This is a genomic window from Streptomyces sp. ActVer (assembly GCF_027270795.1).
Lineage (GTDB): Bacteria > Actinomycetota > Actinomycetes > Streptomycetales > Streptomycetaceae > Streptomyces > Streptomyces umbrinus_A.
This window is the reverse complement of sequence record NZ_JAPWHT010000239.1, coordinates 1-15,701: the sequence shown is the minus strand read 5'-3', so window position 1 is coordinate 15,701 and position 15,701 is coordinate 1. Positions and strand designations below refer to the sequence as shown.

Annotated in this window: 12 protein-coding genes, 1 tRNA gene and 4 pseudogenes; 12 read left to right on the top strand and 5 right to left on the bottom strand. The window is 69.8% G+C overall.

From position 1 onward, the window contains the following. Nucleotides 1-451: pseudogene (locus O3Q52_RS31915) on the bottom strand (ABC transporter permease); the annotation flags it as partial. A gap of 10 nt (nucleotides 452-461) precedes the next feature. Then, nucleotides 462-959 carry a hypothetical protein gene (locus tag O3Q52_RS31910; RefSeq protein ID WP_269652158.1) on the bottom strand — a complete coding sequence of 166 codons (498 nt, stop codon included), beginning with the start codon at nucleotides 957-959 and terminating at the stop codon, nucleotides 462-464. A 128-nt stretch (nucleotides 960-1,087) separates the two neighbouring features. Here O3Q52_RS31910 and O3Q52_RS31905 point away from each other — a divergent pair, with 128 nt between their 5' ends. From O3Q52_RS31905 to O3Q52_RS31890, 4 genes are all read left to right on the top strand, one after another. Beyond that, entirely contained in the window at nucleotides 1,088-1,627 is a 540-nt protein-coding gene (locus O3Q52_RS31905) for a hypothetical protein (protein ID WP_269652159.1), read from the top strand. Next, nucleotides 1,602-2,906, top strand: a complete 1,305-nt coding sequence (locus O3Q52_RS31900) for an ABC transporter substrate-binding protein (protein WP_269652157.1) — start codon at nucleotides 1,602-1,604, stop codon at nucleotides 2,904-2,906. Before O3Q52_RS31905 ends, O3Q52_RS31900 begins: the two co-directional genes overlap by 26 nt. A 143-nt stretch (nucleotides 2,907-3,049) precedes the next feature. Then, nucleotides 3,050-4,318: a glycosyltransferase family 4 protein gene (locus tag O3Q52_RS31895; protein ID WP_269652156.1), complete on the top strand. Its 1,269-nt coding sequence runs from the start codon at nucleotides 3,050-3,052 to the stop codon at nucleotides 4,316-4,318. Beyond that, entirely contained in the window at nucleotides 4,315-5,163 is an 849-nt protein-coding gene (locus O3Q52_RS31890) for a hypothetical protein (protein WP_269652155.1), read from the top strand. The genes O3Q52_RS31895 and O3Q52_RS31890 overlap by 4 nt, the downstream gene beginning before the upstream one ends. Here O3Q52_RS31890 and O3Q52_RS31885 read toward each other — a convergent pair. Together O3Q52_RS31885 and O3Q52_RS31880 are read right to left on the bottom strand one after the other, a co-directional pair. Further along, nucleotides 5,152-5,493, bottom strand: a pseudogene (locus O3Q52_RS31885) (alpha/beta fold hydrolase); the annotation flags it as partial. The gene O3Q52_RS31890 and the pseudogene O3Q52_RS31885 sit on opposite strands and share 12 nt — an antisense overlap. 362 nt (nucleotides 5,494-5,855) lie before the next feature. Further along, nucleotides 5,856-6,332, bottom strand: a pseudogene (locus O3Q52_RS31880) (epoxide hydrolase family protein); the annotation flags it as partial. Between the two features lie 63 nt (nucleotides 6,333-6,395). Between O3Q52_RS31880 and O3Q52_RS31875 the strand changes: the two are divergent. The 4 genes and pseudogenes from O3Q52_RS31875 to O3Q52_RS31860 all read left to right on the top strand — a co-directional run. Then, a pseudogene (locus O3Q52_RS31875) lies at nucleotides 6,396-7,355 on the top strand (helix-turn-helix transcriptional regulator); the annotation flags it as partial. A gap of 361 nt (nucleotides 7,356-7,716) precedes the next feature. Continuing rightward, a complete protein-coding gene (locus O3Q52_RS31870; protein ID WP_269652154.1) occupies nucleotides 7,717-7,932 on the top strand; it encodes an I78 family peptidase inhibitor in 216 nt (71 codons plus the stop codon). 289 nt (nucleotides 7,933-8,221) lie between these two features. Beyond that, nucleotides 8,222-9,754, top strand: coding sequence for a LuxR family transcriptional regulator (locus tag O3Q52_RS31865; RefSeq protein ID WP_269652153.1), 1,533 nt, complete (start codon nucleotides 8,222-8,224; stop codon nucleotides 9,752-9,754). Nucleotides 9,755-9,909: 155 nt separating this feature from the next. Next, nucleotides 9,910-10,551: a response regulator transcription factor gene (locus O3Q52_RS31860; RefSeq protein ID WP_269652152.1), complete on the top strand. Its 642-nt coding sequence runs from the start codon at nucleotides 9,910-9,912 to the stop codon at nucleotides 10,549-10,551. A 211-nt stretch (nucleotides 10,552-10,762) separates the two neighbouring features. Here the strand turns inward: O3Q52_RS31860 and O3Q52_RS31855 are convergent. After that, nucleotides 10,763-10,840, bottom strand: a tRNA-Thr gene (locus O3Q52_RS31855). Nucleotides 10,841-11,014: 174 nt separating this feature from the next. Here O3Q52_RS31855 and O3Q52_RS31850 point away from each other — a divergent pair. The 4 genes from O3Q52_RS31850 (at nucleotide 11,015) to O3Q52_RS31835 (ending at nucleotide 15,467) form a co-directional block, all read left to right on the top strand. Continuing rightward, nucleotides 11,015-12,415 (top strand): RNA-guided endonuclease TnpB family protein, encoded by a 1,401-nt coding sequence (locus tag O3Q52_RS31850; RefSeq protein ID WP_269652151.1) that lies wholly within the window; start codon nucleotides 11,015-11,017, stop codon nucleotides 12,413-12,415. Nucleotides 12,416-12,754: 339 nt separating this feature from the next. After that, nucleotides 12,755-13,891, top strand: a complete 1,137-nt coding sequence (locus O3Q52_RS31845; RefSeq protein ID WP_189836792.1) for an ABC transporter ATP-binding protein — start codon at nucleotides 12,755-12,757, stop codon at nucleotides 13,889-13,891. Between the two features lie 215 nt (nucleotides 13,892-14,106). Continuing rightward, on the top strand, nucleotides 14,107-14,589 hold the full coding sequence (locus O3Q52_RS31840; protein ID WP_269652150.1) for a hypothetical protein: 483 nt from the start codon (nucleotides 14,107-14,109) through the stop codon (nucleotides 14,587-14,589). Between the two features lie 146 nt (nucleotides 14,590-14,735). Next, nucleotides 14,736-15,467: a nucleotidyltransferase family protein gene (locus tag O3Q52_RS31835; protein WP_269652149.1), complete on the top strand. Its 732-nt coding sequence runs from the start codon at nucleotides 14,736-14,738 to the stop codon at nucleotides 15,465-15,467. The last annotated feature ends 234 nt before the right edge of the window (nucleotides 15,468-15,701 follow it).

Genomic DNA, 15,701 nt, shown 5'->3' with positions numbered 1-15,701 from the left:
CCGCGCCGACGCCGACGGCCAGGACGAGGGTCACGGCCAGCTGTCCCCAGGGGTCCGCCGAGACGAGCGTCGGCGCGTCCGAGCGTGCGCCGGGGCCCCAGATCAGCGCCGCCCCGCCGACGAGCAGGACGAACACGCCGATGGACGCGACGAGGGTCTGCGCCGGGTCGCTGCCGAGGACGGACAGGGGACGGAAGACGAACCGTTCCAGCGCCATGCCGATGCCCGGGGCCACCAAGAGCAGCGTGAGCGCGGCGGCGAGCGGCAGCGGCCAGTCCCACTCGACCGTGAGCTGCCACAGCAGATAGGCGCACACCATGGCGATGGCGCCGTGCGCGAAGTTGAGCACGCCGGTCGCCCGGTGGGTCACGACCAGGCCGATCCCGGTGAGCGCGGCGGCGCTGCCGACGGAGAGCCCGGCGAGCGTGAGGTCGTACGTCAGGGACGCCATCAGCCGTCGATCAGCCGTCCGCCCCGGACGGCCGGGCGTCCGAGGCGGCGGGCTCGCAGATCGGGCAGGGGGCCAGTTCCCCGCCCGCGAGGACCCGCGAGTCGACCGGCAGGGCCTCCGCCTTCCCGGAGACCAGCGGGCAGTCCGCGCGGTGCCACAGCGTGCCGCCGGGCACCATCAGCAGGTCTCCGCTGACTGCCACGGGCGCGGCGGCCGCCTGCCCGGACTCGTCGGCGTCGGCGGGATCGGCGGCCACCAGGAGCCCGTACAGCTCCTCCACGCGGGCCGCCGCGAGGGCGTTCCTGCCGTGGGTGAGGAGCACCGCGCCCGCGATGATCAGCGCGGCCCCCGGCACCGTGCAGGACGCGAGATACGGAAGCTGGCGCTCGGCGAACCGCTCGCCGGAGATCCCGTACCAGCCGAGGACGCACAGCACCGCTCCCGCGGCGAGAGCGGCCCACCCGGCCCAGAGGACGGGGTGCACGGTCCGCAGTCGAGCTGTCCGCATGGGGGCTCCCATGTCATGTGTCCGGCTGTCTTCCAAGTCCGCCGATGGACTTGCACTATGCCTTCTGCAAGCTGACCCTGAAAGCTCTGGGCGTACTTGGCCCGGACCGACACCCGGTGGTGAGCCAGATGGTTCTCGGGAGTGACCTCAGGCGGGGGACAGGCCGGGGGCTGGCGGTGGCGGTACTCGTCCTCGCGTCGGCTCTGACGGCCTGCGGCGACGACAGCGGCGGCGAGGACACGACTCCGCCCTCGCCCTCCGTGGAGCAGCCCACGACGACCGAGCCGAGTCCGAGCGCGAGCGCTCCGGACGATCCGGCGGCGGCCGAGAAGGAGATCAAGGAGAACTGGAAGAAGTTCTTCGACCCCGACGTCCCCCTGAAGGACAAACAGGCCGTCCTGGAGAACGGCGACAACATGGCGCAGGTCCTGGAGAGCTTCAGCGGCGACGAGCGAGGCGGGCAGGTGGAGGCGACCGTCGACCAGGTCGAGTTCACCGCGCCGACCGCGGCGAACGTGACGTACACGCTCACCCTGAAGGGCGCCACGGTCATGCCGAACGCCGCGGGGACCGCCGTCGAGCAGGACGACACGTGGAAGGTGTCCGTCAAGACGCTGTGCGGTCTGGTCGGGCTGAGCGGCAATGCGTCGCCGGGTCCGGGTTGCTGAATGCGCTGTTGCGGGCCTGCTGCTCCTGGTGGGCACGGCCTGCGGCAGCCGTCTCCCGGAGAGCGCCTTCGCCGACCGGTCCGACCGGCCGGGCCGCACACCCACGCGGAACACGGCGGAGCCCCTGCGCGTGGGCATCATCACGAGCGCCACCAGCCCGGTCGGCGGCAACACCTTCACCGGGCCGCGCGACGGCGCGAAGGCCTACTTCGACCGGCTGAACGCGCGCGGCGGCATCGACGGCCGCCGGGTCGACGTCCGTACCTGTGACGACGGCGGCAGTGGTGTCGGCAACAACGAATGCGTGCACAAGCTCGTCGACGAGGACAAGGTGATCGCCCTCGTCGCCACCAGCGCGCTCGACTACGCGGGCGCCTCCCGGGTGTCACGCGCGCGCGTACCCGACATCGGCGGACAGCCCATCGGCGCGGCGTACGACACGTATCCGCACCTGTACGGGATCTACGGCAGCCTCGCCCCCCGGAACGGAAAGCCCGGCTGGGACGGCAAGCTGTACGGCGGCACCGAGATCTACCGCTACTTCAAACGCGAGCAGGGCGCCCGGACGGCGGCCGTCGTCTCGTACAACCAGTCCGCGTCCGCCGCCTACGCCCGGCTCGTCACCCAGGGGCTGAAGGCCGAGGGCTACAAGGTGGTCACCGAGCAGGTCGACTTCGCGCTGCCCAACTTCCGTGCCGCGGCGGCCGATATGAAGGAACAGGGCGCAGACGTGGTCTTCGACGCCATCGACACCTACGGCAACGCGCAGCTGTGCAAGGCGATGGACGACGTCGGCGCCGACGTCCTCGCCAAGGTCACCAACGTGCAGAACTGGACGTCCACCGTCCGCGAGGACTACAAGGACGCGCCCCGCTGCCGCAACGCCCTGTGGGCGACGGGCGCGAGCCGCAACTACGACGACACGGCCACGGACCAGGAGGCCCTGCGGGAGTTCCGGGACGGCACGAAGAACCTGAAGAGCCACTCCCAGTGGCAGCTGGAGGGCTGGGCCGCCGCGATGTGGTTCACGGACGCGGCCAGGTCCTGTGCGGAAACGGGCGTCACGCGCGCGTGCGTCGACCGTTTCATGGGCACGGGGAAGCCGTACACGGCCGACGGTCTGCTGCTGCCCGTCCGGTACGAGCGGCTGCCCGAGCCCCCGAAGGCCCGCAGGACCTGTCTCTCGGTGGCCCGCTGGGAGGACGCCCGCGGATGGGTGAGCCAGGGCGACATGAACGACGAATGCTTCGACGTGCCGCAACTGCCCTATGAACCCTGATGCGTCCCGGCGCCAAAAGGTTCCCCCATCCGGCTACCGATGGCGCAACTGTTCGGGAACAGGATGATAAGTAAGCCCAACCATCACCCCAACTCCCCGGTCTAACCCACAGGTAGCTGGATGAGCCGGAGATACGGGGACGCATGCAGATCTCTTTCCTGATACACAACGCCTACGGAATCGGGGGGACGATCCGGACGACGTACAACCTTGCGAACACGCTCGCCGAGCAGCACGACGTCGAGATCGTCTCCGTGCTGCGCCACCGCGACGAGCCGGTCTTCGCACTGGATCCACGGGTGCGCATGCGCCACCTCGTCGACATCCGCACGAACAGCCCGGGATACGAGGGGGACGACCCCGCCTACCGGACTCCGGCCCGCGTCTTCCCGCGAGGGGAGGTCCGCTACGACCAGTACAGCGCTCTGACCGACCGCCGTATCGCGGACCACCTCTCGAAGGTCGACTCCGACGTGGTGATCGGCACCCGGCCGGGACTGAACGTGCATCTGGCCTGCGAGACCAGACGGGGCCCGCTGCGCGTCGGCCAGGAGCACCTCACGCTCGACACCCACTCGGAGTCCCTGCGCACGGAACTGCGCAGCGCCTACCCGCGGCTCGACGCGCTCACCACGACCACGGAGGCGGACGCAGGGGCGTACCGCAAGAAGATGCGGCTGCCCGGCGTGCACGTCGAGGCCGTCCCCAACCCGGTGCCCGCCCCCGGCATCGAGCCTGCGGACGGTTCCGGCAAGTGGGTCGTGGCGGCCGGGCGGCTCGCCCCGGTCAAGCGGTACGACCTGCTGATCAAGGCCTTCGACCGGGTGCGCCGGCACCGGCCCGACTGGCGGCTGCGGATCTACGGCGGCGGCAAGCAGAAGGACAAGCTGCGCAGGCTCATCGACGAACTCGGCCTCTACAACCACGTGTTACTGATGGGCCCGGCGCATCCCATCGAGCCGGAGTGGGCCAAGGGATCCATCGCCGCCGTCACCTCCAGCCTGGAGTCCTTCGGCATGACGATCGTCGAGGCCATGCGCTGCGGCCTGCCCGTCGTCTCCACGGACTGCCCGCACGGCCCGGGGGAGATCATCGACAACGGCGTGGACGGACGTCTCGTTCCCGTGGGCAACGTCGGGGCCATCGCCGACGGACTGCTCGAACTGATCAACAACGACGAGTTGCGGCAGCAGATGGCGCACGCCGCGCTCAAGGACTCCGCGCGCTTCGACCCCGCCCGGATCGCCGAACGGTACGAGTCGATCTTCTCCGGTCTGGTCCCGCGCGGCGGCGACTCGAGGATCGGCCGGATGCGCGGCTCACTGCATCGCACGCGGGGTGCCCTGCTCGGCGGCGCGTATGCCGTTCGGGATGCCGGACGGACCGTACTCGGGAAGGAGAGCTCCGCATGATGACGGTGGCTCCGCAGGCCTCGCACCGGCACTCCGAGAAGGACGTGACCATGCCTCCGGGCGCCGACTGCATCGCCGACTCCGCGGGCGGGCTCACCTTCGACATCACCGACCCCGGTCCGGGCGCCGCGGCCGGCGACACGCACCTCGTGCTCCGGCACCGGGACGGCGTTCGGGAGGTCCGGCTGCCGCTCACCCCGGCTGCCGACGGCCGGCTGCGTGCCGCGCTGCCCAGCAGCGTCGAGCTGCCCGAGGGCCGCTGGGACGCCTACGCCCAGATCGCCGACGGAGAGCCGCAGCGCCTGGCACCCGGCCTCAACGACCTGCGCTCGCTCGTCGACCGGGTGCCGAGCGGTGCCCGCGGCCATGTCGCGGTCCGTATCCCGTACGGCACCAAGCACGGCAACCTCTCCGTCCGCAGCTGGCTGCGCGCCCCGCACGCGGAGGCGGGCGAACTGCGCATCGGAAAGGAGGAGTTGGGCGTACGGGGTCAGGTGTACGGCGTCGAGCTCACCCCCGACGCCTACGCCGAACTGCGCGTCCGTGAGGTGCCGGAGACCGTGGTGCGGGCCGAAGTCACCCGGGACCAGGCCCGGTTCTGTCTCACGGTGGCCTACTCCGAGCTGACGGAGGGCGTCTGGGATCTGTGGCTGCGCCCGGCGGGGGAGACCGGGCCGCGGGTACGGATCGCGCGGCTGCTCGACGACATCGCCGACAAGAAGCCGATCTTCAGCTACCCGAAGGTCACGCTGGAGACGGCGTACGGCCCGGCGGAGGCCGGGCCGTACTACACGAGCGACAACGACCTGTCGGTGACCGTCACCCCGGTGACCTCACCGAAGTGAGCCGAAGAACTCCCTGATGTCGCCGGTCAGCAGCTCCGGTACCTCCAGGGCCGCGAAGTGCCCGCCGCGGTCGAACTCCGTCCAGCGGACAACGGTGTTGGTCTCCTCGGTCCAGCGCCGGATCGCCACGTCCTCGCCGAAGTTCGCGACGGCGGTGGGCACTTCGGAGCGCGTGACGGGGAACCAGTCACCGCTGTGCCCGTTCTCGTAGTACATCCGCGCCGCCGAACCGGCCGTCCCGGTCAGCCAGTACAGCATCACGTTGGTGAGCAGCGTGTCCCGGTCGACCGCGTCCTCGGGCAGCTTGGCGGAGGAGTGGGTCCACGCTTGGAGCGGCACGAGGAACCGAGGCGGCCCGGCCGACAAGAGTCGGCCGGGCCGCAGAGTCGGATCCCACGAGGATGTCGACTGGAGGACGTTTTGACGGCCTCCCCGGCGTAAGCAGGGGATTTCCGGCCTGCCGTCCGTGGTGACCGGCTTCCGATGGGTTCCTGCTTCGATGCTCCGAGCCGGAATTGCTCCCGGTCTTACCAGTGCTCCACAGGCGTTTTCCGTCTCCGTCCGTCCGGCGGCGACTACCAGGCCGTGTCCCTCCTGGCGCTTCGGAGCTTCCGGAATCACCCTTCGCCCCGCACGGCAGCTACCGTACCACTGTGTGTATTTGAATTGTTCCTCTGCGTGACCATGGGTGAGCCGAAGCCCGGGATGGCCGGGATCACCAGGTGGAAGGCGTCGGCCGGGTCGCCGATGGGGGTCCCCCCGCTCGAGCCTGTTCGAGAGTGGGGGAGGGCGCGCGGGTCGCTCAGCGGGCCGATCAGGCCGAGGAACTCCACGATCGAGCCCGGCCAGCCGTGCGTCAGGATCAGCGGCACCGCGTCCGGCTCGGGCGAGCGGACGTGCAGGAAGTGCACCTGCGCGCCGTCGATCTCCGTCACGAACTGCGGGATCTCGGTCAGGGCCGCCTCGTGCTTGCGCCAGTCGTAGGCGCCGCGCCAGTGGTCGGCCAGCTCACGGAGATACGGCGGTGAGGCTCCGTACTCCCAGTCCACGCCCGGGAGCTCGTCGGGCCAGCGGGTCAGGTCCAGGCGGGTGTGCAGGTCGTCGAGCTGCGCCTGAGGGATGTCGATCCGGAAGGGGCGGATCTCTTCGCTTGCGCTGTTGTCTGCCATGTCTCGTAAGGTACGCACCCTTGCGGACAACTACTGTCCGCAATGCCTGGCAGACTCGGATTCATGTTGGAGACCTCGGCACGACTCCTGCGTCTGCTCTCGCTGCTGCAGGCGCACCGCGAATGGTCGGGCGCGGCCCTGGCCGACCGCCTCGGCGTCACCCCGCGCACGGTCCGCCGCGACGTGGACCGGCTGCGCGAACTCGGCTATCCGGTGAACGCCAGCCCCGGCACGGGCGGCGGCTACCAACTCGGCGTGGGGGCCGAACTGCCACCGCTGCTCCTCGACGACGACGAGGCGGTCGCCGTGGCCGTCGGCCTGCGCACCGCAGCCGGACAGGGCATCGAAGGCATCGGCGAGACCTCCGTACGCGCCCTCACCAAGCTCGAACAGGTGCTGCCGCACCGGCTGCGCCGCCGGGTCGGCGCCCTCAACGCCTTCACCGTGCCGATGCTGCGCGGCCCCCAGCCCTCCGCCGTCGACCCGGCCGTCCTGACCGACCTGGCCGCCGCCTGCCGTGACTCGGAGCGGCTGCGCTTCGAGTACCGCGACCACGGTGGCTCCTCGACCCGCCGCACGGTCGAACCGCACCGCCTGGTGTGCACCGAGCGCCGCTGGTACCTGGTCGCCTGGGACGTCGACCGCGACGACTGGCGTACGTTCCGGGCCGACCGCGTCACTCCGAAGCCGCCCCACGGACCGCGCTTCACGCCCCGGCAGCCGCCCGCCGACGACCTGGCCGCCTATGTGTCCAAGGGCGTGTCCGTCCGCGCGTACGCCACACACGCCGTCGTCCGGCTGCTCGTGCCGAAAGAGGAGGCGGCCCAGCGGATCTCGCCCTCGGCCGGGACACTGGAGGCGGAGAGCGACGGCAGCTGCATCCTGCGGACCGGGGCCGCGAGCCTCGACGTGATGGTGATCCACGTGATGCTGATGGGCGTCGAGTTCGAGGTGCTGGAACCCGTCGAGCTCGTCGAGGCCATCAGGACGGCGCGGGACCGGCTGACCCGGACGCTGGAGCGGGCTGCGCCGGAAGGACGGCGTACGGCCTCCTGAAGCGCGGGTCCTGTGCTTGAGCCATGTATTTCCTATGGTGTGTCAGCTTCTGTAACACACCCCGGAATCGGAAAAGAAAGGCAGGAACGCCGGGTCGGCATCACGTTTTCCGGCCGGCCAATCGGGCCGCGGCCGCGGTAGTCCCGGGCACTCCCGAATTACGTTCGAAGGTGGGAGGAACACGTACGGAACCGCTCGTACGTGTGATGGAGTTCGACCGAAACGGGTGTCGTTGTCCTGTGACAGAAGCGTGACCGGAGAGGGACCGGTGACTGATGGTGGCGGGTCCGGGCTTCCTTCGCCGCATTCCGCCGCCTAACGTGGCGGCATGGCACCGATTCCCACTCCTCCCGCAGAGCCCTCGGACACCCCGGACGCGTACGTCGGACTGGAGGCGAGCGGCGCCGAGCGGCTGGCCCGTGAACGCGGCTGGTCCACGGTGCGGTCGCTGCCACCGGGCGCGATCATCACGATGGAGTACCTCTCGGGGCGGCTGAACTTCGAGGTCGCCGACGGCCGGGTGACGCGCTGCTGGAAGGGCTGACCTGCCACCCGTCCGCACACCGTGAGAGCGCGCTTCGTGAAGCATGGCAAGCACGGCGAAGGCCCCGGCTCAAGGAGCCGGGGCCTTCGCCGTGCGCGGGGCGTGGTGTGTGCGTACCGGGCCCCGCAGTCCTTGCTCAGCCGCCCGTCAGGGGGCGGGCCGAGGTGGTGCCACGTGTCACTCGGTCCGACTGCGGAGGTCTGCGGCTTCCGATGGGCGTGACCGGGGTGCGCTCCGAGCGGGCCAGATGCGGGCCCGGCGCCAGGTAGCCGCCCTGCGGCCGGGGCACATGGGAGCCGTCCGCCTCATCGAGGAGCAGTACGCCCGCGACCTCGCCATACTGCGGTCCGGCCAGGCCGCCTTCGGCTGCGGCGACTACCGGACGGCCCGGACAGCGGCCGAGTGGCTCGTGTGCGGCCCCGCCGAGGGCCTCGACCCGCAGGCCGTTCACGAGGCCGCCACCCTGCTGGTGGCGTCGGCGGCCGCCGGACAGGACTGGCAGGCGCTGTCCCGCATGGGCACCGCCCTCTGGTGGGAGGGACTGCCGCTGTCCGCCATGGCCACCGTGTCCGGCCGGGTCCAGGCCCTGTGGCAGCTGGAGAAGTGGCAGGAGGCCCTGGCCCTCATGCTGCGGACCGAACGCGTATGGCAGGCCACCCCGGCCAGCCGCGCGCTGCTGGCACTGTTCCGCAGGGTCGCGGAGTACGTACTGGGCCGCCCGGACCGGTTCACCCGAGCACTGGCCCTGCCGGAGGAACCGGACCTGCCTCCGAGCAAGGCGTTCGCGTTCAACATCGCCACGTTCGACGTACTGCTCGGAATCGGCGACCTGCGGGCGGCGGCGAACCTGCTGTCCACCCGGAGGATGAACCTCGAACTCCTCCCCCAGCACAACCGGTTCCTCTGGCACCACCTCAACGGACGCTGGGACGAGGCACTCGCGCTGGCCCGTCGGCTCCTGGTCGACGGCGGGGCCCTGAACGTGGTCCCCGGACACCACCTGCTCCCCGCCCGCACGGCGGCCATCCTCCTCGCCCAGGGACGCCCCACCAGCGCGGACCGCCTGATCAGCAGCGTGCGCGGGCCGGTGAACGGGCCGCTGGAACACATCCTGGACCACGCCGAGGCCGAGGTACTGCGGACCCTGGGCGAACTCGGCCGGGCCGAGGAAGTACTGCAGCGCGGCCTGCGAGCCGCGGACGAACGCGGATCCTTCTACGGCACCGACGAACTGCTGGCCTCACTCGCCGAGGTGCACGCGGAAGCGGGACACCCGGACCGGGCGACGGCCTGCCTGGAGCGCCTCGACCGGACGGCCGAGCAGATGAACAGCGGCCGGACGCGACTCCTGCACCTGCTGACGTCCGGAAAGATCCTCGGCCCGGACTCCCCGGAGGCCCGCAAGCACCTGCACGAGGCGGTCGACCTGGCCCGCTCCCGCAGCCAGCCCTTCGAAACGGCGGTCACGCTGCTGGCCGCCGCACGCGCGAACGCGGGCCCGGCGACCCTGCTGCACGAGGCGTACGAACGGTTCGGCGAGATGGGTGCCACGCTGTGGCGCTTCCACACCAGGACCGCGATGCGCGAGGCCGGGCTGACCGTACCCGGCCGCAGACACGCCACGGCGGAGAACGAGCACCTGCTGGCCACCCTGCTCGCCGAGGGACTCAGCAACCGCCAGATCGCGGGCGTACTGCGGCTGAGTGAGGACGCGGTCGCCAACCGCCTGTCCCGGTTGTTCGCACGCACCGGTATGCGCTCCCGCACAGAGGTGGTCACAGCGGTACTCACGGGCACCCAGGTGACAACGAACCACCACTGACCCCACCCACCCGCTCCATCCCGCTCGCCCCACTCATGCCAGATTTCCCCCTCCTTAACGGACGAGGGGGCTGTGGAAGCGGAACGAGGCAACCCCGCATGCCACCATCAACTCCTGAACGGCATGGACCACTTGGGTTCCCGAATGGGGGGCGAATGCCTCAGCAGGTACTCACAGACACCGTGCGCGTGGCGATCCACGCACCCGACGCCATCGTCCGCGCCGGACTGCTCAGCTATCTCCACAACGACCGCCGCATCCGCGAGGTCCCACCGGACAGGCTCCGCGAAGCGGACGTCATCGTGGTCACCGTGGACGTCGCCGACACCTCCACCCTGGACCTGCTGCGCAGCCTGTGCGACAGGCCGGACGCCCGGTTCGCCCTGGTGGTGGGCAAGGGCTGGCACGCCGACGTCTCGGCCGCGGTCGACCGCGGAGTCCGCGCCGTCCTCTGGCGCGACTCCTTCAGCCAGGCGGCCTTCATCCGAACCCTGCACACCATCGCGGACGGCGGCGGAAGCCTCCCGCCCACCCTCCAGGGCACCCTGATGGAACAGGTCCGCTGGGCCCAACGCGAACTCCTCGCCCCCCGAGGCCTCACGGCATCCGGCATCAGCCCCCGCGAGGTGGACGTGCTCCGCCTGGTCGCCGAAGGCACGGAACTCGCCGAGATCGCGACGAAGCTCTCCTACTCGGAACGCACCGTCAAATACATCCTCTACGGCGTAATGAAGCGCCTACACCTGAAAAACCGCGCCCACGCCGTCTCCTACGCAATCAGAGCGGGCATCATCTGACCCACCACCGCGATCAGTGCGACTCGGCGGTACGTCACACGGGCAGATCCCGCCTCTCCAGGGAACGATGCACCACGCGGGAGACACCGTCACGCCTGGCCCGGCACCCGCAGCGGAGACCACGGCCCGCAAAGCAGCACGCGTCGGCGCCGACGCCACATCCGCTGAAGCAAAAAGCCCAGCTCAGACACTGTCTGAGCTGGGCTTGGAGTGGAGCCCCCTGTCGGATTCGAACCGACGACCTACGCATTACAAGTGCGGCGCTCTGGCCGAGCTGAGCTAAGGAGGCATCGCGCACTACAACGCCGTACGCGAAGGCGGCTCCACTGTACACAGACCTCCTCGCCCTGATCCACGAAGTTGCCCTGGCAGGGGGCCTCGAAACCCATACGTAACCACTCGCGCACCCGTTCGTTGAATGGACTGACGTGCTGTTCCGAATATCGGACTGCGAGGGGGGCTCGTGGAGGAGTCGGCGGAGAAGCCGAAGGCGGTGAAGGGTGCTCAGGCCGAGCGCATCAAGCGTGAGGAACTCGGCATCGAGGACCGCCGTAAGCACGAGGGCCGCAAGGCGACTCCCCTGAAGAGCCATGCCAAGGAGACCGGCGCCCACCATCGCGTCTACCGGTTCCGCTTCTATCCGACGGAGGCGCAGGCCGAGCAGCTGGGGAAGACGTTCGGTGCTTGCCGGTGGGTCTACAACGAGGGTCTGAGCCTGCGTTCAGGAGCCTGGGAGCAGCACCGGGTGAACGTGGGTTTCGCGGAGACGTGTCGGGCGCTGACGGGGTGGAAGCAGGCCGAGGAGAGGGCGTGGCTCAAGGAGGTGTCCTCGACGGTGCTGCAGCAGGTCCTGCGGCATCTCGACCAGGCGTTCACGCGGTTCATCAAGGGGGCGGCGAAGTATCCGAAGCGGAGGAAGAAGCAGCGGTCGCGGGATGCGGCGACGTATGTGCGTACGGGGTTCAGTTGGGTCGAGGATCCCGAGCGGCCGGGAACGGGCCTGATCACGCTCGCCAAGCAGTCCGGGCCGTTGGACGTTCGCTGGTCCCGGGCTCTTCCTGCGGGGGTGGTTCCGGTCCGGTTGTCGGTGACGCGGGACCGGGCCGGTCGGTATTTCGTGTCCGTGCTCGTGGAGGAGCGTATGACGGCGTTGCCTGCTGTCTTCCTGTCGGGTTCGCGGGAGCCGAAGGCGGTCGGGCTGGACCTGGGGCTGGCGTCCTTGGTGACGCTCGACGACGGTACGAAGCTGGACCATCCGCGGCTGTTGAAGCGGTACGCGGAGAAGTTGGCGCGGTTGCAGCGGGAGCTGCACAAGAAGGTGAGGGGATCGAGGAACCGGGAGAAGGTCAGGCAGAAGATCGCCCGCCTCTACGCGCTCATCGGTGACGTACGCAGGGACATGCTGGACCAGTTCACGACCCGCCTCGTGCGCGAGAACCAAGTGCTCGTGGTGGAGGATCTGTCCATCGTGACCCTGCTGCGTCCGGCTCGCGGAAAGGGCCGTCGGCGCAAGGCGAGGCTGAGCCAGGCGATCATCGACGCCGGGTGGGGTGAGCTGTTGCGGCAGCTGCGGTACAAGTGCGAGTGGTACGGCCGGACGTTGGTGGTCGTCGACCGCTTCTTCCCCTCCACTCGGAGGTGCTCGGCGTGTCATGTCAAGGGCCCGAAGCTGGACGTCTCCGTCCGGCAGTGGACGTGTGCCGAGTGCGGTGCGGTGCACGACCGGGACGTGAACGCGGCGGTGAACCTGCGGGATGAGGGGATGCGCCTGTACTGGCTGGTTGCGTCCGCGCTGCCTCCGGACCGGCAGGCTCCTGCTGTGATCAAGGCTTCGGAGTTGGAGGAGTGTCTGCTGGCCGCGTAGTCGGGCCAGGGTGCGGTACGGACCGATGGGCCGTCGGCCGGAAGCCCGTGGAGCCTGTGTAAGACCGTGCGTGGCGGCGGGGTAGCCCGTTGTCCGTCGGCAGCGAGCTGTGAAGCGGGAAGCGTTAGCAAGGTCAAAAGACAGCTGCTCTGCCACGATCGAATATTTCCTCGAACTTCATCGCTCTCGGAGTACTGACAGAACGTGTGAACGCGAGGTAGCGTCCTGAACCAGTCCGCTCATGTGGACTACACCACTACGGACCGTTCCGTAGCGGTCACACCACCTTTACAACGGATCGTCCGGCACGTTCCTGCCGGTGAAGGGGGCCTACGACCCATGGCCACTGTCTCGTTCAACAAGGCGACCCGCATTTACCCGGGTGGCGACAAGCCCGCCGTCGACCAGCTCGAGCTCGACGTCGCGGATGGCGAGTTCCTCGTCCTCGTCGGTCCCTCCGGCTGCGGAAAGTCCACCTCCCTGCGGATGCTCGCGGGTCTCGAGGACGTGAACGCCGGCTCGATCCACATCGGTGACCGCGACGTCACGCACCTGCCGCCCAAGGACCGGGACATCGCCATGGTGTTCCAGAACTACGCGCTGTACCCGCACATGACGGTCGCCGACAACATGGGCTTCGCGCTCAAGATCGCCGGCATCAACAAGGCCGAGATCCGCCAGAAGGTCGAGGACGCGGCGAAGATCCTCGACCTCACCGACTACCTGGCCCGCAAGCCGAAGGCCCTCTCCGGTGGTCAGCGCCAGCGTGTCGCGATGGGTCGCGCCATCGTGCGTGAGCCCCAGGTCTTCCTCATGGACGAGCCGCTGTCGAACCTCGACGCCAAGCTCCGCGTCTCGACCCGTACGCAGATCGCGTCGCTGCAGCGCCGCCTCGGCATCACCACGGTGTACGTCACCCACGACCAGGTCGAGGCCATGACGATGGGCGACCGGGTGGCCGTGCTGAAGGACGGTCTGCTCCAGCAGGTCGACTCGCCGCGCAACATGTACGACCGCCCCGCGAACCTCTTCGTCGCCGGATTCATCGGCTCCCCGGCGATGAACCTCGTCGAGGTCCCGATCACCGACGGCGGCGTGAAGTTCGGCAACAGCGTGGTGCCCGTCAACCGCGAGGCCCTCAAGACCGCCGCCGACAAGGGTGACACCACGGTCACCGTCGGTGTCCGTCCGGAGCACTTCGACATCGTCGAGCACAACGGTGCCGCGGCGGCCTCCCTGTCGAAGGACACCGAGGACGCCCCGGCGGGCCTCGCCGTCACGGTGAACGTCGTCGAGGAGCTCGGCGCCGACGGCTACGTCTACGGCAGCGCCAAGGTCGGCGACGACCTCAAGGACCTGGTCGTCCGCGTCAGCGGCCGCGCGGTCCCGGAGAAGGGCGCCACGCTGCACGTCGTGCCGCGTCCGGGCGAGACCCACGTGTTCTCGACGTCCACGGGCGAGCGCCTCTCCGACTGACGACCGACCCGGCCGATCCCGGAGATTTCACCCAGGTTGACGAAGAAGGCCCCGCAGGCTGCTGCGGGGCCTTCTTCGTTGTCGACAAATACCCCGGCAGAACGGGCATTTCGATACCCGTATGTCAACATCAAACTCGAAAACGACGGTTTACCCGTCCCCCGAATTGATTACTAAATGTCGCCAAATCATCACCCCGCGCTACCCTCACTCGCGTGAAGCACTCCACTAACCACTCGACGCGGCACGGCCGTGGTCCCGCCGGCCGACCGACACGGCACGGCCGCGGTCCGGCCCGCCGGATCGGCCGTACTCTCGCCCTCGTTCTGCCCGTCGTCCTGGTGCTCTCCGGGACGCTCGCGGTCACCCGAGTCAACTGGTCGGGAAACAGCTCCTCGACGTCGGTGCTCGCCGCATCCGCCGAGGACGTCTCCCGACGTGCCCCGTCCCGCGCCCCGCAGGACGTGCTGCGCGACAAGCTCCTCCTCGAACTCCAGGAGAAGAACCCAGGCGTGGCCCTCACCCACCTCCAGGAGGCGGTGAACGGCCGTCCGTCGCTCGCCAAGCACTGCGCGTCCATCGCCCGCGCCCTGGGCCGCGCCGCCGTACGCGCCTACGGCCCCACCCGGGCCCAGTCGTTCGCCCGCCCGGTCTGCGACACATCCTTCGCCACGGGCGTGGCAGCCCAGCACACCTGAGGCGGCAAGAGGGCCCGCGCCCCCAAAGGGGCGCGGGGAACTGCGCGACCAGCCCCCACCGACCCGCAGATCCCCACCCCGCGCAGCCCCGCAACCCCGCACAAGCCCACCCGCAAACCCGCGGGGCGCCACGTACAGTTCGGGTCATGACCGATCCGAACGCCGCGTCGCGCCCCGTTCAAGCCGTCGTCCTGGCCGGCGGCCAGGGCTCCCGGCTGCGTCCCTACACCGACGACCGTCCCAAGCCGATGGTCGAGATTCCCGGCACCGGGACCCCGATCATCGGCCACCAGCTGGCCTGGCTCGCGGAGGAGGGCGTCACCGACGTCGTCGTCTCGTGCGGCCATCTCGCCGAGGTGCTCCAGCAGTGGCTGGACTCGGCCGAACTGCCCGTCTCCGTGACCACCGTGGTCGAGACGGAGCCCCTGGGCCGCGGTGGCGGCCTCAAGTACGCCGCCAAGCACCTGCCCCACCCGGACCGCCCCTGGTACGCGACGAACGGCGACATCTGGACCCGTTTCTCGCTCCGTGAGATGGCGGACTTCCACACCGAGCGCGACGCGGTGGCCACCCTCGCGCTGGCCCGCCCCCGCATTCCGTGGGGCGCCGTCGAGACCGACGACTTCGGCCACATCACGGACTTCATCGAGTCCCCGCCGACCGCGTACGGCATCAACGCGGGTGTGTACGTCTTCTCCCCCGAGTTCGCCGCCCTGCTGCCCGACCTCGGCGACCACGAGCGGTCCACGTTCCCCCGCCTGGCCCGTGAGCGCCGCCTGGCCGGCTATCCGATCCCGCAGGGCGCCTACTGGCGCGCCATCGACACCGCGAAGGACCTCACCGAGGCCGCCAAGGAGCTGGCGGCGCTGGGGCGTTGAGGCGCTTGTCCCGGTCCACGAACGTGGCGTGTACGACGCCCACAAACGTGGCACGTACGACGATGGGGCCCGGCACCTGAGTGGTGCGGGCCCCATCGTCGTACGGTCCTGCGCCGCCGTACCGGCTCGGCCGTGCCGCCCTGTCGGCGGGCGGTGTCAGCCCAGCAGGCCGCCCACGAGCCCGGAGCCACCGCCGGAGCCGGAGCCGCCACCGCTGCCGCCCGTGCTCCCGCC

Coding starts and splice junctions, on each gene's coding strand:
- O3Q52_RS31900 (WP_269652157.1), top strand. CDS start 1,602: ATGCGTCGCCGGGTCCGGGTTGCTGAATGCGCTGTTGCGGGCCTGCTG.
- O3Q52_RS31870 (WP_269652154.1), top strand. CDS start 7,717: ATGGCACCGATTCCCACTCCTCCCGCAGAGCCCTCGGACACCCCGGAC.
- O3Q52_RS31835 (WP_269652149.1), top strand. CDS start 14,736: ATGACCGATCCGAACGCCGCGTCGCGCCCCGTTCAAGCCGTCGTCCTG.
- O3Q52_RS31910 (WP_269652158.1), bottom strand. CDS start 959: ATGCGGACAGCTCGACTGCGGACCGTGCACCCCGTCCTCTGGGCCGGG.
- O3Q52_RS31890 (WP_269652155.1), top strand. CDS start 4,315: ATGATGACGGTGGCTCCGCAGGCCTCGCACCGGCACTCCGAGAAGGAC.
- O3Q52_RS31895 (WP_269652156.1), top strand. CDS start 3,050: ATGCAGATCTCTTTCCTGATACACAACGCCTACGGAATCGGGGGGACG.
- O3Q52_RS31860 (WP_269652152.1), top strand. CDS start 9,910: ATGCCTCAGCAGGTACTCACAGACACCGTGCGCGTGGCGATCCACGCA.
- O3Q52_RS31845 (WP_189836792.1), top strand. CDS start 12,755: ATGGCCACTGTCTCGTTCAACAAGGCGACCCGCATTTACCCGGGTGGC.
- O3Q52_RS31905 (WP_269652159.1), top strand. CDS start 1,088: ATGGTTCTCGGGAGTGACCTCAGGCGGGGGACAGGCCGGGGGCTGGCG.
- O3Q52_RS31865 (WP_269652153.1), top strand. CDS start 8,222: ATGGGAGCCGTCCGCCTCATCGAGGAGCAGTACGCCCGCGACCTCGCC.